Origin of the sequence: Stenotrophomonas sp. ZAC14D1_NAIMI4_1 (assembly GCF_003086775.1) — a bacterium.
Lineage (GTDB): Bacteria > Pseudomonadota > Gammaproteobacteria > Xanthomonadales > Xanthomonadaceae > Stenotrophomonas.
Window position 1 is genome coordinate 3,517,566 of the sequence record NZ_CP026001.1, and the last position, 21,656, is coordinate 3,539,221.

Genomic DNA, 21,656 nt, shown 5'->3' on the forward strand with positions numbered 1-21,656 from the left:
AGGGGCCGCGCCGTTGGCTGGAAACTCAGTACCGCTTGATCCCCGGCACCGTGCACCCTTCAATCTGCGAATGCGCCGACACCGCATTCTCCTTCTCGCCGCGCGCCAGGCGCGACTGCTCGATCGTCGCCCAGTGCCGGCGGCACAGCGGGCCCGTCTTCGACCCCAGGTCCACCGCCTTGCGCGCGAAAGCCTCCGCCTCGACCCACTGGCCCTGCAGCAGCGCGATCTCCGCGCGTTCCTGCAGCACCGCCGGGTCGCCGGCCACGATCTGCAAGGCCTGGTCCAGGCTGCCCGCGGCCGCTGCCAGGTCGTTGCCCTGGCGCTGGGCCAGCGCGGTCTGTCGCAGGTCTTCCACCTGCGAATCACGCAGCGGCTGCACCGACAGTTCCTTGTCGTCCGGGCCCGCTGCCGCTTCCACGGCGGCCAGGCGCTGCGCCGGCGTGGTCGTGGTCACCGGCTTGGCGGCCGGCGGCGGGCTGCTCACGCAGGCGGCCAGCGCCAGGCTCAGGCCGGTCACGGCCAGCAGCGGATACAGGGAACGAAGGGTCATCGGCATCACCGGCTGGGAGGAGGAGTGGCGGTGGCAGGCGCTGCCGCCGGCTCGGCCGGCGGTTCCTGCTTGCGGTCCAGGCCGAACCAGCTGCGCCAGCCGCCGCCTTCGCTCTCGCCTCCCTGCTCCTCCGGCAATGCGGCCGGGGCGCAGGGCGCGTAGGCCGGCGCGTAGCCGACCACGAACGGGAAACGACGGGCGTCGGGGCAACCTTCATCGGTGCTGTTGGTACCGGTGCCAGCCACCGACTGCCAGTCCAGGCCCTTGTTGCTGACCTTCAGCGGCGCACTCGGCAGGCGCTGGAAGATGCCCGACCAGACCCGCATCGAGCCGGTGGCGCCGTACAGGCCAGCCTGCTCGTTCTGGTCGTTGCCCATCCAGATCACCGCCAGATGGTCACCGGTGTAACCGGCATACCAGCTGTCGCGGCCATCGTTGGTGGTACCGGTCTTGCCGGCCGGCTGCAGGCGGCCCAGGCCATCGGCGTTCAGGCGCTGCGCAGTGCCGCTGGCCACCACCTGCTGCAGGCCGATGCTGATCAGGTTGGCGGCAATCGAATCGCCTTCCTGGGCCGGTGCCGGGGTCTTGTCATAGCGCTTGAGCAGCTTGCCCTGCGGATCAAGCACGCCACGCACGGCATGCAGCGGCTGGATCTCGCCGCCGGAGGCCAGGAACTGGTACAGCTGGGCCATCGCATACGGGCTCTGGTCGGTCGAGCCGAGGATCACCGCCGGATTGGGATCGGCCTTGATGCCGGCCAGCACGTGGATCAGCTGGGTCACCCGCTCCGGGCCCACGTCCATGCCCACGCGCACCGTGGCCTGGTTGTAGGAATGGGCCAGCGCATCGATCAGGCGCACCGTGCCGTGGCTGCGGTTGTCCGCGTTGCCCGGGCTCCAGTTGCGGCCACGGCCGAGCTGCACCGTCACCGGCGAATCGTCCACCCAGCTGGCCAGCGAATAGCGGTTGGGCTGGGCCAGGGCCAGCAGGTACACAAACGGCTTCAGCAGCGAGCCCACCGGGCGCTGTGCCTCGATCGCGCGGTTGAAGCCGACTTCGGATACCTCGCGGCTGCCGATCACCGCCACCACGTCGCCATTGTGCACGTCGGTCATCACCAGGCCGGCCTGCAGCTCGGGGCGACGCTTGCTTTCCAGCGATTTGATGGTGCGGGTCACCGCACCTTCGGCGTAGGCCTGCGCGGACGGCGACATGCCGGACATCACGCTCAGGCCGGCGCCCTGCAGGGCCGATTCGGGGTAGTCATGGCCGAGCTGGCGCCGCACCAGGTCGACGTAGGCGGGGAAGCGGTTGGCCGCCACCAGGCCTGGGCTCTTGGGTACGCCCAGCGGCGCCTTCAGCGCACGCTGGTACTCGGCGTCGTCGATCAGCGTTGCTTCGTGCAGCTTGCCCAGCACGAAGTTGCGGCGGTCGGTCGCCCGTTCCGGGTTGCGTCGCGGGTCGTAGTAGGACGGGCCCTTGACCAGGCCGATCAGCAGCGCGATGTGCTCGGTATCCAGCGAGGACAGGTCGCGGCCGAACCAGAACTCGGCGCCGGAAGACATGCCGTGGATCGCCTGGCTGCCGCGCTGGCCCAGGTACACCTGGTTCAGGTATGCCTCGAAAATGGTGCGCTTGTCGTAGCGCGCTTCCATGATCAGCGCATACAGCACTTCATTGAACTTGCGGGTAAGGGTCTGCTCCTTGCCGATGCCGAGCAGGCCGCTGCGGGCAAGCTGCTGGGTCAGCGTGGATGCGCCCTGGCGGCTCTGGCCACCGGAACGGATGGTCACCCACACCGCGCGCGCGATGCCGGACAGGTCGATGCCGTGATGGCGGTTGAAGTCCTTGTCCTCCACCGCCTGCAGGCCGGTCACCAGCAGGTCCGGCGCTTCGTTCATGCGGATCAGGCGGCGCTCTTCCTGCTTCTGCCCGTACAGCGTGGCAATGCGGGCCGGATCGAGGCGGGCCGCTTTCAGCGCCTTGCGCGAATCGGCATCACGCAGCGAGGCGATGCTGCCGCCGGACAGCGACAGTTCCACCCGCTTGGCGGCGACGTGGCCATCGACATCGTTGTAGCCGCGGCTGGAGATGGTGAAGCGCCCGCCCTGCACCGCGTAGGTGGCCGGGTCCTTGCCCTGTCCATCATCACGGTAGGCCGAGGCGGCCAGTTCGGTCTTCAGCGTGGCCGCGTCCATGGCCTTGCCGGGCACCAGCACCAGCGGGCGCGCGTAGACACGGGTCGGAATCTGCCAGCGCAGCTCGCCGAAACGCTGGGTGACCTGTTGATTCAGGTACAGCGTGTAGGGGATCAGGAAACCCAGTCCCAGCGCGACTGCCGCCATGGTCCAGGTGATCAGCCGGCGGCGCCACAGCGGTCCGGAGTCCTGCAGGTCGTCGTCGGAATCGTCGATGTCGTCGGAATCGTAGCGTCGGGGCACGGGAATGCGGGAATGTAGGGTCAGGCGAGTCTACCCCAGCCCTTCCCGCAGGAAAGGTCTGCAATTGGGCCTGTTCAGCGACTGCCCGGTGGCAGCCCGCCCGTCACGCCCCGCACGCCGTCCCACAGGCCCTTCAACATGAACCGCAGTCGAACCCAGCGCGGGGCCAGGAACAGGCCATTGCCCACCAGCTTCAGCAGCAGCCGCGGAATGTCCTGGGCGATCCATACGCGCGGGGTGTAGGCGCGGGCGTACAGCAGCACCCGGTTGCGCATGATGAAGTACAGCCGGAACGGCTTGTGCACGATCACCCCGTCCGCCTTCGCGCGCGAAGGCAGCAGCTCCTCGCCGATGCTGTGGCTCATCTGCGCATCGCAGATGCCGTACAGCGCATAGCCGGCGCGCTTGGCGCGGAAACACCAGTCCATGTCGAGGTTGTCGATGAACAGCCCCTCGTCCATCGGACCGATGGCCTGCAGCGCCTTCATCGGCACCAGCGAGCCGGAGGTGATGAGGAAGTCGCACGACACGCGCTGCCCCGGCCCACCGCGCAGCTTGTGGTTGAGCGGAAAGCCGAAACGCACGAACGGTGCCAGCACGCCACTGCGTGAATCGCGGAACTGCGGCCCGACCGCAGCCACCGGCCCGGCCTGCGCCAGCTCGATCAGCGCCGTCCACAACACATCGACCATGCCCGGCGCCAGCACACTGTCCTGGTCCATCAACAGCACGTGCTCGAAGCCCAGTGCGTCGGCCGTTTCGTACGCGCGGTTCAGCGCGCAGCCGAGCCCCACGTTGCGGGGCGAAGCCACCAGGGTGACGCCGGCCCTGTCGCCCAGGATCGCGGTGACATCGACATCGCCACTGCCATTGTCGAACACGACCAGATGGCCGACCTGCTGCAGCACGCTGTCGACCACGCGCTGCAACAGCACCGGGTCCGGTCCGTAGGTGACGATCACTGCACAGACGCGGGACGCGTCGGTGGCGGACAGGCTCGCGGGTGATTGCTGGATCATCGGGCCCACCGCATCGCCGGCGCCATGCTCCAGCCGACAGTTGCTTCAGACGCTACGCGGGACATGGCCAGACGGGGGAAGTTGGAGCCGCTGGACTATACCCGACTCCCCTCCACGGCGCAGGGTCAACGCCGCCAGGATTCCGCCCCTACCTGCCGCAGGCGCTGCTCGAACGCGGCCAGTTCCGGCAGGTCCGGCTGAAGCTGGCGCACCTGGGCAACGGCGGCCTCGGCGAAGGCCACATCGCCGCGGCCCAGGCGCTCGCTGCCGATGGCCAGCCAGCGCTGCGCCAGCCGCACCCGTGCCGACGGCAGGCCCGGCGCGGTCGGCGCCAGCGTCTGCCACGCCTGCAGGCAGGCGCCCGCGGCCTGTACCCGGTTCTGCCGCAGGTTGTCATCGAAACACTGCCGGCTGGCCGGCAACAGGCGCGCCGCGGCCGCCCTGACGCGGGCATCGCGCGGGGCCAGTGACTGCGCCTCGCGCAGTGCGTCGAACGCGCTGTGCCCCGGCGGGCTGATCCAGCGCCCTTCGCGTTCGGCGCGGTCGATCTGGCGCAGGCGGTCGCGCAGCTGCCGCTCGCGCTGGGCCGCGCTCAAGGTGGGTTGCTGCTGCGCCTGCCGGGCCTGCTGCGCGCGCTGGATGCGCTGCGCGGCCTGCTGCACGGCCGCCTGCGATGCGCCCAGCGCAGCGGCTCGCGCACGGTCGGCCTCGGCCGCTTCGAACTGGAAGTCGGCAGCGTGGCGCTGGCTGCGCGCCAGCAGTGCCTGCGCACTCTGCTCGCGGCCGCGCAGCGCATTGGGATCATCGGCCGCCACCGCCAACACCGCCTCGAAGGCGTCGGCCGCGGCCTCCAGCTTCTGCTGTTTCAGCGCGCGCTGGCCCTGCCGCAGGCGCTGGTCCAGCGCTCGTGCCAGCGCTTCCTGGCTGGCCGGCAGATCGCTGTGCCCGGCATCAAACTGTCGCGCCCGCTGCAGCAGCGCCGCGGCCTGCGCCAGCTCGCCGCGTGCAGCCAGCGCCCGTGCACGCTGCAGCAGGTCACTCAGCGCATCCTCGCGCCCTTCCAGCGCCGGCAGGTTGTCCGGCTGCAGGGCCAGGATGCGCTGGAACAACGGCAGTGCGCTGCTGTCACCGTCATCCAGGCGGCCGGCCGCGAAGGCATTGCGCGCCTGCGCCAGCAATGCGCCGATACCGGCACCTGCACTGCGCCGCGCCTGCAGCTGCTGCGCCACGGCATCGGTCTGGCCCTGCGGCACCTGCAGTTCGCGGGCCAGGGCGAGCGCCTTTGCACTGCCGTCCAGGTCATCGGCCTGCAGCCGCTCGCCGGCCTGCCGCAATGCCGCCGCACCGGTACGTGCCAGGCCCTGTCGCGCCTGCATGCGGTCGCCATCGAGGGCCAGCGCGGCCTGGTAGCGTTCGCGTGCGCCGCTGCCGTCGTCGGCGCTCAAGCGCCCCGCAGCGAGCGCGCGGTCGCCCTCGGCCAGCAGCTGTTCGATCTGCGGTTCGTCCCAGAACCAGTCCGCCAGCGGCCTGCGCAGCAGCACCAGCGCCACGAACACCACCACCGCCGCCAGCAGTGCCCAGCGCCAGACCCGGCGCGCATGGCGCGCCTGCAGCCACCACCAGCGCCCCTCGCGGCGAACGCGGTCCAGCGCGGGGTGGTCGGCGCCGTGGCGGCGATGCAGGGGCTCGCGTTCCATGCGTGCAGGGTAGTCGGGGCAGCGTGAAGCTCAGCCCAGACGACGCGCCTCGCTCACGCCCGGCAGTGCATCCAGCTTGCCCAGCAGGTTCGACAGCTGGCCGTAATCGGTCACCTTCAGGCGCAGGCGCAGGTGCGCGCGGCCGCTGTTGCGCACGTTGTCGCTGTGAATGTCGAGCACGTACGCGTCTTCCTGTGCGATCAGGTTGGTGATGTCCTTCAGCAGCCAGCGGCGGTCGACCGCGCTGACCACCACGTCCACTTCGTAGCCGCCGCCGGCCTGGCCCCATTCCACCGGCAGGATGCGCTGCGGGCTGGCGGCGGCAAGCCGTGCCAGCGCCGCGCAGTCTGCACGATGCACGGTGACACCCCGGCTACGGGTCAGGTAGCCGACGATGGGCTCGCCCGCCACCGGCTGGCAGCAGCGCGCCAGCTGCACCAGCAGGTTGCCCACGCCCTGTACGGTGAACTTGGAATTGCCCAGGTTTTCGCGGCGCGCGGTCGGCCGCGGCAGGGTCGGCGCAGGCGCCGGCTGGCTGGCCGCTCGCTCGGCTTCCAGCAGCGCGCGGCTGACCTGGTTGGGGCCGGTATCGCCCAGCGCCACCTGGATGTACAGGTCGTCGATGCTGTCGGCGTGGAACTTCTTCGCTGCCGCTGCCAGGTCCGAATGCTGCAGGCCCAGCCGCTTCAGCTCGCGCTCCAGCAGCTCGCGGCCGGCCTGCACGTTGCGTGCGCGGTCAAGCTTGTGGAACCAGCTGCGCACCTTTTCGCGCGAGCGGTTGCTGGCCAGGAAGCCCAGTGCCGGCATCAGCCAGTCACGGCGGGGATCGGCCTCCTTGCCGGTCAGGATCTCCACGCGGTCGCCGCTGCGCAGGCGGTAGGTGAGCGGCACGATGCGGCCATTGACCTTGGCGCCCCGGCAGCGGTGGCCCACCATGGTGTGCACCTGGTAGGCGAAATCGAGCGGCGTGGCGCCCTGCGGCAGGTCCAGCACCTCATCCTTGGGGCTCAGCGCGTAGACCCGGTCTTCGGTCAGCTCGGCATCCAGCGCGCCGGCCAGTTCGTTGCCCTGCCCTTCCTGCGCCTGCTCCAGCAGCTGCCGCATCCAGGTGATCTTGCGATCAAAGGCTTTTTCCGCGCCCTTGCTGCCTTCCTTGTACTTCCAGTGCGCGGCCACGCCCAGCTCGGCCTGCGCGTGCATGTCATGGGTGCGGATCTGCACTTCAATGGTGCGCCCTTCCGGGCCGACCACGGCGGTATGCAGCGAACGGTAGTCGTTGGCCTTGGGGCGGGCGATGTAGTCATCGAACTCGCTGGGCACCGGCGCCCACAGTGCGTGCACCACGCCCAGCGCGGCGTAGCAGGCGGCCACGTCGTCCACCATCACCCGCACCGCACGGATGTCGTACAGCTGGTCGAAGGCCAGCCGCTTCTTCTGCATCTTCCGCCAGATGCTGTAGATGTGCTTGGGCCGCCCGCTCACTTCAGCGTGGATGCCCTGCGCGGCCAGTTCGCGCGACAGCGTCTTCTTGACGTGCTCGACGTAGCGTTCGCGGGCGATGCGCGTTTCGTCCACTTCGCGCGCGATGCGGCGGTAGGTGTCCGGCTCCAGGTGGCGGAACGCCAGGTCCTCCAGCTCCCACTTCAACTGCCAGATACCCAGGCGGTTGGCCAGCGGGGCATGGATGTCACGGGTCAGCTGGGCCAGCGCGCGGCGCTGCTCCTCATCCAGCTTGTCGGCCGCACGCATGCGTGCCAGCTGGCGGGCCAGCAGGATCGGCACCACCCGCAGGTCGTGGATGATGGCCAGCAGCAACCGGCGCAGGCCTTCGCTGTTGCGTCCGGCTTCGCGGCCGGCATGCAGTGCCCAGACCGGATCGGCCGCGTCCTGGCCGTCCAGCAGGCCGGCCACCGCGGCCTTGTGGTTGCCCAGCGGCAGCGCGTCCAGGTGCGCGCGCAGGCCCGGCAGGTCGAACAGCAGGGCGGCCAGCACCGCGCCTTCGTCGGCCGACAGCAGGGCCAGCGCGTCCAGCGTATCGGCCAATATCGACAGGCTGCTGCCACGCATCTCATGCGAGGTATCGGCAGCGTCCCACCACTGCAGCAGGGCTTCGCGCAGCGGCGCGGGCAGCACCGCTGCCGAGGGACGGTTCAACAAGGCTTCCAGGCCGGGGGCAGACGCGCGGTTCACAGCATCGGACATCAAAGACAGAGGGCTCTACGGTAACGCTCCGCCCGTTCAGGAACAATCGCCAGCGCCTTCATCGACGCTCATGTGTTCATGCCGGCGCACGCCCGTGGCGGCGGGCGCGGCGCCCTGCTTCCTGACTGGACGGTTCAGACAACCACGCCGGGTTTACAAACCGCTGGGCATGGTCGAGCCCGTTGCGGTGGTGTGCCGCAGCGTGCCTGCGGGGAGTGCCGATGTCGTGGATGGAAAACGTTTCACTCGTCACGCTGCTGTTCAACTTCGCCTTCTTCTACCCGGTCGTGATGGCCTTTTTCTGGATGGTCGGCGGCATCTACTATTACCTGCGCCGCGAACGCGGTGCGCCACGCCCTGACGCGCCCCCGCCACTGCGCAGCCAGCCGCCGGTCAGCGTGCTGGTGCCCTGCTTCAACGAGGCGCGGCACATCGCAGACACGATCCACGCGATCGCCGCACAGGTCTACCCGCGGCTGGAAATCATCGCCATCAACGATGGCAGCAGCGATGACAGCGCCACCGTGCTGGAGAGCCTGCTGCCGCAGTACCCGAACCTGCGCGTGGTGCACCTGGAACAGAACCAGGGCAAGGCCAACGCGCTGCGCATCGGTGCACTGGCCGCGCGTTCGGAATACCTGGTCTGCGTGGATGCCGATGTGCTGCTGGACCCGCATGCCACGCGCTGGATGGTGGGCCACCTGATCGATGGGCCGCGGGTTGGCGCGGTCACCGGCAACCCGCGCGTACGCAACCGCACCACCCTGCTGGCCCGCATGCAGGTGGGCGAGTTCTCGGCCATCATCGGCCTGATCAAGCGCGCCCAGCGCGTCTACGGCCGGCTGTTCACCCTGTCCGGTGCCATCTGCGCGTTCCGCCGCACCGCGCTGCACCGGGTGGGCTTCTGGAACGACCGCATGGTCACCGAAGACATCGACATCTCCTGGCGCCTGCAACTGGATGGCTGGGACATCCGCTACGAACCCAACGCGCTGTGCTGGGTGCTGATGCCTGAAACCCTGCGCGGCCTGTGGCGGCAGCGGCTGCGCTGGGCACGTGGCGGCGTGGAAGTCCTGCTGCAGCACGGGCGCAGGGTGCTGTCGTGGCGGCGGCGGCGGATGTGGGGCGTACTGCTGGAATACGCGCTGAGCCTGGCGTGGGCCTACACCATGCTGGTCATTGTGGTGCTGTGGCTGCTGGGCAAGGTGGTGCCCCTGCCCCGCGCGCTCTACGTGGATACGCTGCTGCCGCGCTGGCATGGCGTCGTGCTGGCCCTGGTGTGCCTGCTGCAGTTCGGCACCAGCCTGCTGATCGAACGCCGCTACGAACGTGGCCTGGCGCGCCAGTTCTACTGGGTCATCTGGTATCCGCTGGCCTTCTGGACCATCGGCATGGCCGCCGCCGTGGTGGCGCTGCCGCGCACCCTGCTGTCATGGCGGAAACAGCAGCGTGCGCGCTGGATCAGTCCGGACCGGGGGGTGTCATGACGCCGCCTCCGGTGATCGTGCGGCCGGAACGGCTGGCACGCCAGCAACGCGCCCTGCAGCGCGCCGCCACCCTGCTGGCGTGGTCGGGCTACGCCTGGCTGTGGGTGCCGCTGGTCACGCTGGTCGCCTGGGTCCTGGGCCTGCAGGCGGGCTGGGACCGGCTGTACCTGCAGCGCAACGCGGTCGACCCCTTCATCCTCGCCGCGCTGCCGATCATCGCGCTGCTGTGCGGGCTGCTGCTGATCGGCTGGGCCGAATACAACCGTGCCCGTTTCGCCGACGCCGACCGCCGCCTGCGCCGCTCGGACGTGGCCGACGCGGCAGTGCGGGAACGGCTGCAGGCCCCCGCCCAGGTGATGCATACCCTGCGCCGGCACCGGGTGGTGACCGTGCGCATGGACGAGCAGGCGCGACCGGTGAAAGCCTGGCGGACACCGCGCGGGCCGTAGGGCAGGTGCCGCCTGGCGTGGCCTGCTCTACACTCGGGCCACCTCCAGGAGAAACGCCATGTCCCTGCGCCTGCTGCGCCCGCTCTGCGTCGCCCTTGTTCTGTGTACTGCCGCGATGCCGGCCCTGGCCCAACGGGTTGTCGATGGCGACCTGCAGGCACAGATGACCCAGGCCGAGTTCAAGGCGGCCGGCCTGGACAAGCTCAGTGCCGCCGAACTGGCCACGCTCAACCGCTGGCTGCAGGGCAAGGTCGAAGCAGCCACCACCCAGGCCGTGGCCGCTGTGCGCGAAGAAGCGCGCGAAGAGGGCCGCCAGGAAGTGATCGTCAAGAACCGCGGGTTCTTCGATTTCGGCAGCAGTGAACCGGTGACCGGCGTGCTGCAGGGCGAGTTCCGCGGCTTCGGCAAGGGCCGCATCTTCACCCTGGACAACGGCCAGGTGTGGGAACAGAGCGACGCCACCAGCCTGGGAGGCGTGCGCAGCACGTCGCCCAAGGTCAGCATCAAGCCCGGCATGATGGGCGTGTGGTACATGAAGGTGGAAGGCGTGAACACCCAGGCCAAGGTGCGCCGCACCAAGTAACGCCGTGGCTGTTGTAGAGCCGAGCCCATGCTCGGCTGCATGCCGGGCGCCGGGCATGGCCCGGCGCCACCGCTTTACAGCTGGCGCAGCGCGGTCACCCGCTGTGCCAGTTTCTTGGCCGAGATGCCGGTGCGCGCACCCAGTTCCTGCGCGAACAGCGATACCCGCAGCTCTTCCAGGTCCCAGCGCAGCGCCTGCCATTGCGGGCGCTCACGCAGGCCCTGCTCATCACCGGCACGCAGCGCGTCCAGGAACGGATGCAGTTCCAGCATGCGCGCCTGGTCGCGTGGCGGATCGCGCTTGGCGCGTTCGGTGCGCAGGATCATCGCCTTCAGGTAGCGCGGGTACTGCGCCAACGCGTCGGCCGGCGTATCGCGCAGGAAGCCGGGATGGATCAGGCCCACCAGCTGCGCTTCCATGTCGTCCAGGTTGCCACGCGCCCAGCCCATCAGCGGCGCTTCCAGCAGCGGCTTCAGTTCGGCCACCAGCGCCAGGATGGTCTCGGCCAGCTTCAGCCGCGACATCGCCTCGCCGAACAGCGCCTTGGCCGCGTGGTCGCGACGCTGCTCGAACGCCGCCGCATCGCGGATGTCCTCCAGCCCTTCGGCCAGCACGGCGTTCATCGCCGCATCGACCAGATCCCCACGCAGGCGTTCCTGCGATTCGATGGCCGCATACAGCAGGCCGGTCTTGGGCGCGACCGGCAGCTGCTTGCGCGCCTGCTTCACTTTCTCGGCCAGGGCGATCTCCAGCAGACAGCGCACGCCCAGCGGATGGGCCTCCTGTGCCTGCTGGCGGTCGGCGAAGATGCGCAGCGCCACGCTGTCACCCTCGTCCAGCAGCGCGGGATAGGCCGGCACGCCGGCTTCACCCGGTACCTGCAGCGGAATCGGCGTGGCCGGGAACGTGCGCAGCCCATCGGCCGCCATCTCGCGGCCAGCCCGCGCAGCGAAGGCATCACCAGCACGGCCACCGAACTTCGCACGCAGCGCATCGAGGTCACGCGAGGTCGCCAGCACCTTGCCGTGCTCATCGCGCAGGCGCAGGTTCATGTGCAGGTGCGGCTCGATCGAACCGGGCTCGAAATCAAGCGCGGTCACCGTCGCGCCGGTCGCGCGTGACAGGAAGCGCGCCAGTTCACCGCTGATGGCATCGGCGCTGGGCTGCGGGAACGCCTCGAAGAAGGCGCGGCCGAAATCCGGTGCCGGCACGTAGTTGCGGCGCATCGCCTTGGGCAGGCTGCGGATCAGCGCCGAGGCCTTGTCGGCCACGAAGCCCGGCGCCAGCCAGCCCAGCTGCACCGGGTCCAGTGCATTGAGCAGGTGCAGCGGCACGTCCAGGGTCACGCCGTCGTCGTCGGCGCCCGGCTCGAAGCGGTAATGCAGCGGCAGGCGCGCCTGTCCCAGCGGCAGGTACTTCGGGTAGCGCTCCTGCTCGCTGCCTTCGCCAGGCAGCAGATCGACCAGCGACCAGTGCAGCGTCCTGCGCTGTTCCGGCGGCAGTGCTTTCCACCAGGTATCCAGGCCAGCAGCCGAATGGATCTGCGGCGGCACCCGGTCCAGGTACCAGCGCGCCTGCCAGTCCTCGTCGGCGACGATGCCGGCACGGCGCAGCTTGGCCTCTTCCTCGCGGGCCAGTTCCAGCACCTTCTGGTTGTCGGCCACGAAGCTGGCGCGGGTGTTGATCTCGCCGGTCACCAGCGCCTGCCGCACGAAGATGTCATGCGCTTCGCCGGGCTCGATGCGGCCGTAGTGCACCGGCTTCTTCGGTGCCAGCACCAGGCCGAACAGGCTGATCTGCTCGGACGCCAGCACCTGGCCCTGCGCGCGCGACCAGTGCGGGTCGAAGTGCTTGCGCAGCAGCAGGTGCGGCAGCTCGGCGATCACCCAGTCCGGCTCGATTGCGGCCAGGGTCATGCCCCAGACCTTCTGCGTATCCAGTAGGTTGGCCACCAGCAGCCACGGCGGTGGGCGCTTGGACAGCGTCGAGCCCGGGAACGGCAGGAAGCGGCGCTGCCGAGGGGCCTGGAAATCGCCTTTCTCGGTGCGATGGCCGATCTGCGTCGGCAGGCCTGCCACCAGTGCGCGGTGCAGGGTCTGGTAGGCGGCCGCACGTACGCGTTCGCTGAAACCGCCCCCGGCGGGGGCCTGTTCCTTCTGTGCGCGCACGGCCACCGGGGCCGGCGCGGCTTCGGCCTTGCCTTCGCGGGCCAGGCGCGCGGCGCGGTGCAACTGGCCACGGGTGGCCTTCACCGCCGCCGCATCGTCACGCGCCGGCGCCGGCGCACTGCTGCCGGCCAGCAACGGTGCCATCGAGGCATCGCTGGTTTCTTCCTTCCAGCCCAGTTCTTCGCAGAGCAGGCGCAGCTGGCGGTGCAGCTCGCGCCATTCGCGCATGCGCAGGAAACCGAGGAAGTGGCGCCCGCACCAATCGCGCAGCTTGGACTGGGTCAGGTCTTCGTGGGCCTGCCGGTAGGCATCCCACAGCCGCAGCACACCGACGAATTCAGAGCGGCCATCGGCGAACTGCGCATGCGCGCTGTCGGCCGCACCGCGGGCCTCGGGCGGGCGCTCGCGCGGGTCCTGGATGCCCAGGAACGAGGCGATCACCAGCATCGGCCGCAGGCAGCCGGCGGCCTGCGCGGCCACCAGCATGCGCGCCAGCTTCACGTCCACCGGCAGGCGTGCCATCTGCTTGCCGATGGTGGTCATGCGCCGCTCGGCATCGATCGCGCCCAGCTCGGTCAGCTGCTGCCAACCGTCGGCCACCGCACGTTCGTCCGGCGCCTCCAGGAACGGGAAATCCTCGATGCGGCCCAGGCCCAGCTGCAGCATGCGCAGGATCACCCCGGCCAGGCTGGAGCGGCGGATTTCCGGATCGGTGAACTCCGGACGCGCCTGGAAATCAGCCTCGGCGTACAGGCGGTAGCAGATGCCCTCGGCGATACGCCCGCAGCGGCCCTTGCGCTGGTTGGCACTGGCCTGCGAAATCGGCTCGATGTGCAGGCGGTCCAGCTTGTTGCGCGGGCTGTAGCGCTTGACGCGGGCAAAGCCCGGGTCGACCACGTAGCGGATGCGCGGCACCGTCAGCGAGGTTTCCGCCACATTCGTGGCCAGCACGATGCGCCGGTTCGGGCCGGGGTTGAACACCCGGTCCTGGTCCTGGTTGGACAACCGCGCGTACAGCGGCAGCACCTCGGTGTTGCGGTACTTGCGCCGCTCCAGCGACTGGTGCGCGTCGCGGATCTCGCGTTCGCCGGGCAGGAAGATCAGCACGTCGCCGCGCGAATCCAGGCGGGTGATCTCGTCGATGGCCGACACGATGGCATCGTTGACGGTGCGCTCGCCCTGGTCTTCGCCCTCGCCTTCCAGCGCGCGGTAGCGCACTTCCACCGGGAAGGTGCGGCCTTCCACGCTGATCACCGGTGCATTGTCGAAATGCTGGGCGAAGCGTTCGGTGTCGATGGTGGCCGAGGTGACGATCAGCTTCAGGTCCGGGCGCTTGCGCAACAGCTGCTTCAGGTAGCCCAGCAGGAAGTCGATGTTGAGGCTGCGTTCGTGCGCCTCGTCGACGATGATCGTGTCGTAGTTCGAAAGCCAGCGGTCACTGGCGATTTCCGCCAGCAGGATGCCGTCGGTCATGAACTTGATGCGGCTGTCTTCGCTGACCTTGTCGTTGAAGCGCACCTGGTAGCCGACCAGCTGGCCCAGCTCGCTCTGCAGTTCCTGCGCCACGCGGCTGGCCACTGCACGTGCGGCAATCCGTCGCGGCTGGGTGCAGCCGATCATGCCGGCCTGGCCCCGGCCCGCGGCCAGGCACAGCTTGGGCAGCTGGGTGGTCTTGCCCGAGCCGGTTTCGCCGGCAATCACCACCACCTGGTGGTCGCGGATCAGGCCGATGATCGCCTCGGCTTCACGCGCAATCGGCAGCTGCGGGTCCAGAGTAATGGCCGGCTGCTGTTGCGCCCGTACCTGCCGGCGCTGCACCGACGCCTGCAAGGCCTGCTCGAAGGTAGCGGCCAGCGCCGCATCCTGCGGCTTGGCCTGGCAACGCGAGAGCATTCCCAGCAAACGGCCCCGGTCGCGGCTCATGGCGCCGTCAATGGCGGCGCGCTGTTGGCGCAGGCGGGGCGGCGGATTTTTATCGATAGCGTTCATCAATCGGTTCGTTCAAAACTTTGAAAGCGACCAGTCATCGAGACTGATTTACTGTGAAGGCCAACGATTCCACAAGGAGGAACCCCATGGCGAAGACCAAGAGCACGACCAAGCCCAAGACCGGCAAGCAGAAGCTTGCAGCGGCGGCACCGTCGGCACCCAACATCGATATCGGGATCACCCAGGGCGACCGCAAGAAGATCGCCGACGGTCTGTCGCGGTTCCAGGCTGACGCGTTCACGCTCTACCTGAAGACCCACAACTTCCACTGGAACGTGACCGGTTCGATGTTCAACTCGCTGCACACGATGTTCGAAACGCAGTACACCGAGCAGTGGGCGGCGCTGGACGATGTGGCCGAGCGTATCCGTGCGCTGGGTTTCAATGCCCCGGGCTCCTACCGGGAATTTGCTGCGCTGACCTCGATCGCCGAGGAGCCGGGCCTGACCGACAGTGCGGACTGGCGGGAAATGGTACGCCAGTTGGTGGTCGCCAACGAAGCGGTCTGCCGTACGGCGCGTGAAGTGCTGGATGTGGCGGACGACGCCGACGACGCCCCGACCGAGGATCTGATGACCCAGCGCCTGCAGACCCACGAGAAATACGCCTGGATGCTGCGTTCCCTGCTCCAGTAAGGGTTGAGGGGGGTTTCGGCAGGGCTTGCAGCCCTGCACCTGCCGAATCAACGTCAACATCAACGTCAAAAGCTGGGTTTCCTGAGGGTTGGCGGGGTGGGTCCGGTGGCAGGGGACGCCGTAAACCCATCCATGGGGGCTTGGTCGCCGCATCCATGCGGCTCACACCCCTGCCACCGGCCCCACCCCGCCTTCGACAGTTTTCCGCGATCTGCCGGAACCTGCTGCTGAAGGTGGGTGCCGACCGTTGGTCGGCACGGGGTTGGATATCGATATCTGACAGATGTGCCGACCAACGGTCGGCACCCACCAACAGCCGCGTGAAACTGTCGGGGGTGGGGCGGTGTGGGCTTGCAGGACCGCAGGCGCCATGGATGGCGCCTACGAGCCCCCATGGGTGAGGGCGCTTTGCTTGCGAAGCACTGCTTCGCAAGCGCCCGAACGCACAGCCGCCAGCGGCTGGGCCGGACCCCGGAGGGGGGTTTACGGCGTGTCCTGCAAGCCCACACCGCCCCGCCCAACCAGCAGACACCCCAGAGCCAGCTGTTGCCTTTGACCTTGCCGTGGCTTCTGCAGGTGCAGGGCGCAGCCCTGCCGCCGCCTCCGGGAGGTAAACTAGCCGGATGGCTTCCCGTCCCGCGCACGAACTGCTCCAACGCGTCTTTGGTTACGACGATTTCCGTGGTCCCCAGCAGGACATCGTGGAGCACGTGGCTGCCGGTCATGACGCCCTGGTCCTCATGCCCACCGGCGGCGGCAAGTCGCTGTGCTACCAGGTCCCGGCCCTGCTGCGCGATGGCGTCGGCATCGTCATCTCCCCGCTCATCGCGCTCATGCAGGACCAGGTCGAAGCCCTGCGCCAGCTCGGCGTGCGCGCCGAATACCTGAACTCGACCCTGGATGGCGAAACCGCCGCCCGCGTCGAGCGCGAGCTGCTGGCCGGCGAACTGGACATGCTCTATGTCGCCCCCGAGCGCCTGCTGACCGGCCGCTTCCTGTCCCTGCTCTCGCGCAGCCACATCGCCCTGTTCGCCATCGACGAGGCGCACTGCGTGTCGCAGTGGGGCCACGATTTCCGCCCCGAGTACCGCCAGCTGACCGTCCTGCACGAGCGCTGGCCGGACATTCCGCGCATCGCCCTCACCGCCACCGCCGACCCGCCCACCCAGCGCGAGATCGCCGAGCGCCTGGACCTGGCCGAGGCACGGCACTTCGTCAGCTCCTTCGACCGCCCCAACATCCGCTACACCGTGGTGCAGAAGGACAACGCCCGCAAGCAGCTGACCGATTTCCTGCGCGGCCACCGCAGCGAGGCCGGCATCGTCTACTGCATGTCGCGGCGCAAGGTCGAGGAGACTGCTGAATTCCTCTGCGGCCAGGGCTTCAATGCCCTGCCCTACCACGCCGGCCTGCCGCCGGAAGTGCGGGCCAACAACCAGCGCCGCTTCCTGCGCGAGGACGGCATCGTCATGTGCGCCACCATCGCCTTCGGCATGGGCATCGACAAGCCGGACGTGCGCTTCGTGGCGCATACCGACCTGCCCAAGTCGATGGAAGGCTATTACCAGGAAACCGGCCGCGCCGGCCGCGATGGCGAGGCCGCCGAGGCCTGGCTGTGCTACGGCCTGGGCGACGTGGTGCTGCTCAAGCAGATGATCGAGCAATCCGAGGCCAGCGAGGAGCGCAAGCAGCTGGAGCGGTCCAAGCTGGACCACCTGCTGGGCTACTGCGAATCCATGCAGTGCCGACGCCAGGTGCTGCTGGCCGGCTTCGGCGAAACCTACCCGCAGCCCTGCGGCAACTGCGACAACTGCCTGACCCCGCCGGCCGCCTGGGATGCCACCGTCCCCGCGCAGAAAGCACTGAGCTGCGTCTACCGCAGCGGCCAGCGCTTCGGCGTCGGCCACCTGATCGACATCCTGCGCGGCAGCGAGAACGAGAAGGTCAAGCAGCAGGGCCACGACAAGCTGAGCACCTATGCCATCGGCCGCGACCTGGATGCGCGCACGTGGCGCAGCGTGTTCCGCCAGCTGGTGGCGGCCAGCATGCTGGAAGTGGACAGCGAGGGCCATGGCGGCCTGCGCCTGACCGACGCCAGCCGTGACGTGCTGACCGGCCGCCGCCAGGTCAGCATGCGTCGCGATGCCGCCAGCACCAGCGGCGGCCGCGAGCGCAGCGCGCAGCGCACCGGCCTGTCGGTGCTGCCGCAGGACCTGGTCCTGTTCAACGCCCTGCGCAGCCTGCGGGGCGAGCTGGCGCGCGAACAGAACGTGCCGGCCTTCGTGATCTTCCACGACAGCACCCTGCGCAACATCGCCGAACAGCGGCCGACCAGCCTGGACGAACTGGCCCGGGTCGGCGGCATCGGCGGCACCAAGCTGAGCCGCTACGGCCCGCGCCTGGTGGAGATCGTGCGCGAGGAAGGGTGACCGTTCTACCGTGCCGCGCTGCGCTGCGTCGCCTATCGTGGTGCATGCCTTTGTAGAGCCGAGCCCATGCTCGGCTGCCGCTGGACCGTAGAGTCGAGCTTGCTCGACTGCTCCGCTCACCCAGTCGAGCAAGCTCGACTCTACGAAACCGTCCCTCGTCCTGCTCCAACCTTGAACACGCCATTCAGCAAGAAGTGCATCGCGCGCCGCTTGCCGCTAGATTGACGCCCATGTCCCTCGCCCCGACCCTGCTCCGCGTCGTGCTCATGCTCAGCCTGTTGCTCAACGGGCTGAACGCGGCCATGGCCAGCGGGCACGAGCAGAGGGGCCAGATGGCGCACGCCATGGCCGCCGCAGACGCGGCCGAGGGCGATTGCCATCACCACGCCGGCATGAAGGCCGAGCCCGCGCCCCAGGCCGAAGCTCCGGCCCACGATGCCCACTGCCAGATCAAGGACTGCGTGCGCAGCTGCGCCCAGCACCCGTTGCTGGCCGTGCAGCCGCAGCCGTTCCTGGCCGGCCCGGCCTTGTCGCTGGCCCCGCAGCCGATGCCCGGCGCTGGCCGCCCGGCACCGCCGCTGCCGCCCATCTCACGCCCTCCCATCGGCTGATTCCACGCGTACCGCTGCCGGCTTCCTGCCGGCGCCTTCCCGTGTCTGGAGTCACCCCATGAATACCCGCATTCCCCCCGGCCCGGGCGGCCTGCCCATGCCGTCGCGCCGCCTGTTCGTACAGGGCCTGGCCGCTGGCGGCGTAGTGGCCGGCGCCACCGCCATCGGCGTGCCGCAGCGCGCGCTTGCCGCGGCCAGCGCCACCCCGCGCCTGGCCGGCGCGCCCGCCGTGCTGACCGATACCCGCATCGAGCTGGCCATCGGCGAGTCGCTGGCCAACTTCACCGGCCGTACCCGCCCGGCCATCACCGTCAACGGCTCGCTGCCCGCGCCCATCCTGCGCTGGCGCGAAGGCCAGACCGTAGACCTGTTCGTGCGCAACACGCTCGACCGCCACCCCACCTCCATCCACTGGCACGGCATCCTGCTGCCGGCCAACATGGACGGCGTGCCCGGCCTCAGCTTCAACGGCATCGGCCCCGGCGAGACCTACCACTACCACTTCCAGCTGAGGCAGTCGGGCACCTACTGGTACCACAGCCATTCGATGTTCCAGGAGCAGGCCGGCCTGTATGGCGCGCTCATCATCGACCCGGCCGAACCGGCGCCGTACCACCACGACCGCGAGCACGTGATCCTGCTCTCGGACTGGACCGACATGGACCCGGGCGCGCTGTTCCGGCGCATGAAGAAGCTGGCCGAGCACGACAACTACTACAAGCGCACCCTGCCCGACTTCGTGCGCGACGTGCGCCGCGATGGCTGGTCGGCCGCCGTGGCAGACCGTGGCATGTGGGGCCGCATGCGGATGACGCCCACCGACATCTCCGACGTCAACGCGCACACCTATACCTACCTGATGAACGGCACGGCCCCGGCCGGCAACTGGACCGGCTTGTTCCGCAGCGGCGAGAAGGTGCTGCTGCGCTTCATCAACGGCGCCTCGATGACCTACTTCGACGTGCGCATCCCCGGCCTGAAGATGACCGTGGTCGCCGCCGACGGCCAGTACATCCACCCGGTCAGCATCGATGAATTCCGCATCGCACCGGCCGAGACCTATGACGTGCTGGTGGAACCGACCGGGCAGGACGCCTTCACCATTTTCTGCCAGGACATGGGCCGCACCGGCTTCGCCGCCGGCACCCTGGCCGTGCGCCATGGTCTGCAGGCACCGGTGCCGCAGCGCGACCCGCGCCCGCTGCTGACGATGAGCGACATGGGCCATGACATGAGTGGCCACGGTGGCCACGACATGGCCGCCATGAAGGGCATGGAAGGCGGCTGCGGCGCCAGCATGGGCCACGGCGCGCATGGCGATGCCCCCGCCAGCAAGGCACCCAAGCACCCGGCCAGCGAACGCAACAATCCGCTGGTGGACATGCAGAGCTCGGCCAGCGAACCCAAGCTGGATGACCCCGGCATCGGCCTGCGCGACAACGGCCGCCAGGTGCTCACCTACGGCGCCATGCACAGCCTGTTCGAAGACCCCGATGGCCGCGAGCCGAGCCGCGAGATCGAGCTGCACCTGACCGGGCACATGGAGAAATTCGCCTGGTCGTTCGACGGCATTCCCTTCGCCAGCGCCGAACCGCTGCGGTTGAACTACGGCGAGCGCATGCGCATCGTGCTGGTCAACGACACGATGATGCAGCACCCGATTCATCTGCACGGCGTGTGGAGCGACGTGGAAAACGCACAGGGTGAGTTCCAGGTGCGCAAGCACACCGTGGACATGCCGCCGGGCACCCGCCGCAGCTACCGCGTGCGCGCCGATGCGCTCGGCCGCTGGGCCTACCACTGCCACCTGCTGTACCACATGGAAGCAGGCATGATGCGCGAAGTGAGGATCGAAGAATGAGCCGTCACCTCTCCCGCAGCCTGCTGGCCCTGGGCCTGGCCGCTGCCCTGCCCGCGTTCGCGCAGTCGCATGACGCGCATGCCGGCCATGACATGGCCACGCCCGCAAAGGCGCCGGTCGACCATTCGAAGATGGACCACTCGAAGATGGATCATTCGAGCATGGACCATGGCGCGATGGATCATTCGCAGATGGATCATTCGGCGATGGGCCACGACATGCCCATGCCCGCGCCCAGCGAACCGCGCGAACCCATTCCGGTGCCCACCGATGCCGACCGCGCCGCCGCGTTCCCGCCCATCGACCATGGCGCCATGGAACACGCCCCGGACATCAACAGCCTGCTGCTGATCGATCGCCTGGAACACTGGGACGGCAGGAACGGTGACGGCCAGGCCTGGGAGGCCACCGGCTGGATGGGCGGCAACATCAACCGCCTGTGGCTGCGCAGCGAGGGCGAACGCAGTGGCAGCCGTACCGAGTCATCATCGCTGGAAGCGCTGTACGGCCGCAGCGTGTCGCCGTGGTGGGACGTGCTGGTGGGCGTGCGCCAGGATTTCCGCCCGGCCGATTCGCGCACCTGGGCCGCCATCGGCATCCAAGGCCTGGCGCCATACAAGTTCGAAAGCTCGGCCACGCTCTACCTGGGCTCCGGCGGGCAGGTGCTGGCCAAGGCCGAAGTGGATTACGAGGTGCTGCTGACCAACCGGCTGATCCTGCAGCCGCTGGTGGGAGCGACGCTGGCAGCCAAGGACGAACCGGAACACGGCATCGGCCGCGGCCTGAACAAGGTCGAGACCGGCCTGCGCCTGCGCTACGAGTTCAGCCGCCGCTTCGCGCCCTACATCGGCATCAGCCATGAGCGCAGTTTCGGCGATGCTGCCGACCATGCCGGTGACCACGCGCGCGACACGCGCTGGGTGGCCGGTGTGCGCATGTGGTTCTGACGCACTGCACGGCCCCGGCAACTGCCGGGGCCAGCTACACTGCGCCGCGTTCCATTCCACACACCGCCATGTCCCTGCAGATCCGCCGCGCCACCCTGGCCGATGCCGAAGCGCTTTCGGCCATCGCCATTGCCACCTACACCGAAACCTGGGGTGATTCGTACCCGCCGCAGGAGCTGGACGTGTTCCTGCAGGACCACTACGGCATCGCGCCGCAGCGCGAGGAACTGTCCGACCCGCGCAGCGCGGTCTGGCTGCTGCTGGATGGCGAGCGCGTGGTCGGCTACCTGGCCGCCGGTGCCAACACCCTGCCGCATGCCGATGCACGCGAGGGCGACATCGAACTGAAGCGGCTGTACATCCTCGCCGCCCACCAGAACGGCGGGCATGGCGCGCGCCTGATGGATGCGTTCATCGCCTGGCTGGACCAGCCCCGGCACCGCACCCTGTGGGTGGGCGTGTGGGAGGAAAACTTCGCCGCGCAGCGCTTCTACGCGCGCTATGGCTGCGAGAAGGCCGGCGAGTACGACTTCATCGTCGGCAGCACGCTGGACCGCGAGTTCATCCTGCGCCGGCCGTAGATCT

15 protein-coding genes are annotated in these 21,656 nt (G+C 69.0%); 9 read left to right on the top strand and 6 right to left on the bottom strand.

From position 1 onward, the window contains the following. Nucleotides 1–25: 25 nt before the first annotated feature. The 5 genes from C1927_RS16150 to C1927_RS16170 all read right to left on the bottom strand — a co-directional run bounded on the left by C1927_RS16150 (nucleotide 26) and on the right by C1927_RS16170 (nucleotide 7,900). A complete protein-coding gene (locus C1927_RS16150; RefSeq protein ID WP_108747216.1) occupies nucleotides 26–559 on the bottom strand; it encodes a hypothetical protein in 534 nt (177 codons plus the stop codon). After that, entirely contained in the window at nucleotides 559–2,994 is a 2,436-nt protein-coding gene (gene mrcB, locus C1927_RS16155) for a penicillin-binding protein 1B (protein WP_079222869.1), read from the bottom strand. The genes C1927_RS16150 and mrcB overlap by 1 nt, the downstream gene beginning before the upstream one ends. A 74-nt stretch (nucleotides 2,995–3,068) precedes the next feature. Further along, nucleotides 3,069–4,013, bottom strand: coding sequence for a glycosyltransferase family 2 protein (locus C1927_RS16160; protein WP_108747217.1), 945 nt, complete (start codon nucleotides 4,011–4,013; stop codon nucleotides 3,069–3,071). Between the two features lie 125 nt (nucleotides 4,014–4,138). After that, nucleotides 4,139–5,710, bottom strand: a complete 1,572-nt coding sequence (locus tag C1927_RS16165) for a hypothetical protein (RefSeq protein ID WP_108747218.1) — start codon at nucleotides 5,708–5,710, stop codon at nucleotides 4,139–4,141. A 30-nt stretch (nucleotides 5,711–5,740) separates the two neighbouring features. Continuing rightward, a complete protein-coding gene (locus tag C1927_RS16170; protein WP_174208735.1) occupies nucleotides 5,741–7,900 on the bottom strand; it encodes a bifunctional (p)ppGpp synthetase/guanosine-3',5'-bis(diphosphate) 3'-pyrophosphohydrolase in 2,160 nt (719 codons plus the stop codon). A gap of 242 nt (nucleotides 7,901–8,142) precedes the next feature. On the opposite strand from C1927_RS16170, the gene pgaC reads away from it, so the two are divergent. Genes pgaC through C1927_RS16185 form a run of 3 tightly spaced genes read left to right on the top strand, consistent with a single transcriptional unit; the run spans nucleotide 8,143 to nucleotide 10,431 of the window. Then, nucleotides 8,143–9,399, top strand: coding sequence for a poly-beta-1,6-N-acetyl-D-glucosamine synthase (pgaC, locus tag C1927_RS16175; protein ID WP_108747869.1), 1,257 nt, complete (start codon nucleotides 8,143–8,145; stop codon nucleotides 9,397–9,399). Then, nucleotides 9,396–9,848 (top strand): poly-beta-1,6-N-acetyl-D-glucosamine biosynthesis protein PgaD, encoded by a 453-nt coding sequence (pgaD, locus tag C1927_RS16180; protein ID WP_108747219.1) that lies wholly within the window; start codon nucleotides 9,396–9,398, stop codon nucleotides 9,846–9,848. The genes pgaC and pgaD overlap by 4 nt, the downstream gene beginning before the upstream one ends. Before the next feature lie 58 nt (nucleotides 9,849–9,906). Beyond that, nucleotides 9,907–10,431, top strand: a complete 525-nt coding sequence (locus tag C1927_RS16185) for a hypothetical protein (protein WP_079222873.1) — start codon at nucleotides 9,907–9,909, stop codon at nucleotides 10,429–10,431. 74 nt (nucleotides 10,432–10,505) lie between these two features. Here C1927_RS16185 and hrpA read toward each other — a convergent pair whose 3' ends face one another. Continuing rightward, nucleotides 10,506–14,588: an ATP-dependent RNA helicase HrpA gene (hrpA, locus tag C1927_RS16190; RefSeq protein WP_108747220.1), complete on the bottom strand. Its 4,083-nt coding sequence runs from the start codon at nucleotides 14,586–14,588 to the stop codon at nucleotides 10,506–10,508. 86 nt (nucleotides 14,589–14,674) lie between these two features. Between hrpA and C1927_RS16195 the strand changes: the two genes are divergently transcribed. From C1927_RS16195 to C1927_RS16220, 6 genes are all read left to right on the top strand, one after another. Then, on the top strand, nucleotides 14,675–15,223 hold the full coding sequence (locus tag C1927_RS16195; protein WP_079222875.1) for a Dps family protein: 549 nt from the start codon (nucleotides 14,675–14,677) through the stop codon (nucleotides 15,221–15,223). 623 nt (nucleotides 15,224–15,846) lie between these two features. Further along, nucleotides 15,847–17,652: a DNA helicase RecQ gene (gene recQ, locus C1927_RS16200; RefSeq protein WP_108747221.1), complete on the top strand. Its 1,806-nt coding sequence runs from the start codon at nucleotides 15,847–15,849 to the stop codon at nucleotides 17,650–17,652. Between the two features lie 230 nt (nucleotides 17,653–17,882). Continuing rightward, entirely contained in the window at nucleotides 17,883–18,263 is a 381-nt protein-coding gene (locus C1927_RS16205; protein WP_079222877.1) for a CopL family metal-binding regulatory protein, read from the top strand. A gap of 58 nt (nucleotides 18,264–18,321) precedes the next feature. Next, a complete protein-coding gene (locus C1927_RS16210) occupies nucleotides 18,322–20,124 on the top strand; it encodes a copper resistance system multicopper oxidase (RefSeq protein WP_079222878.1) in 1,803 nt (600 codons plus the stop codon). Continuing rightward, entirely contained in the window at nucleotides 20,121–21,071 is a 951-nt protein-coding gene (locus C1927_RS16215; RefSeq protein WP_108747222.1) for a copper resistance protein B, read from the top strand. Before C1927_RS16210 ends, C1927_RS16215 begins: the two co-directional genes overlap by 4 nt. A gap of 68 nt (nucleotides 21,072–21,139) precedes the next feature. Then, nucleotides 21,140–21,652, top strand: coding sequence for a GNAT family N-acetyltransferase (locus C1927_RS16220; protein WP_108747223.1), 513 nt, complete (start codon nucleotides 21,140–21,142; stop codon nucleotides 21,650–21,652). The last annotated feature ends 4 nt before the right edge of the window (nucleotides 21,653–21,656 follow it).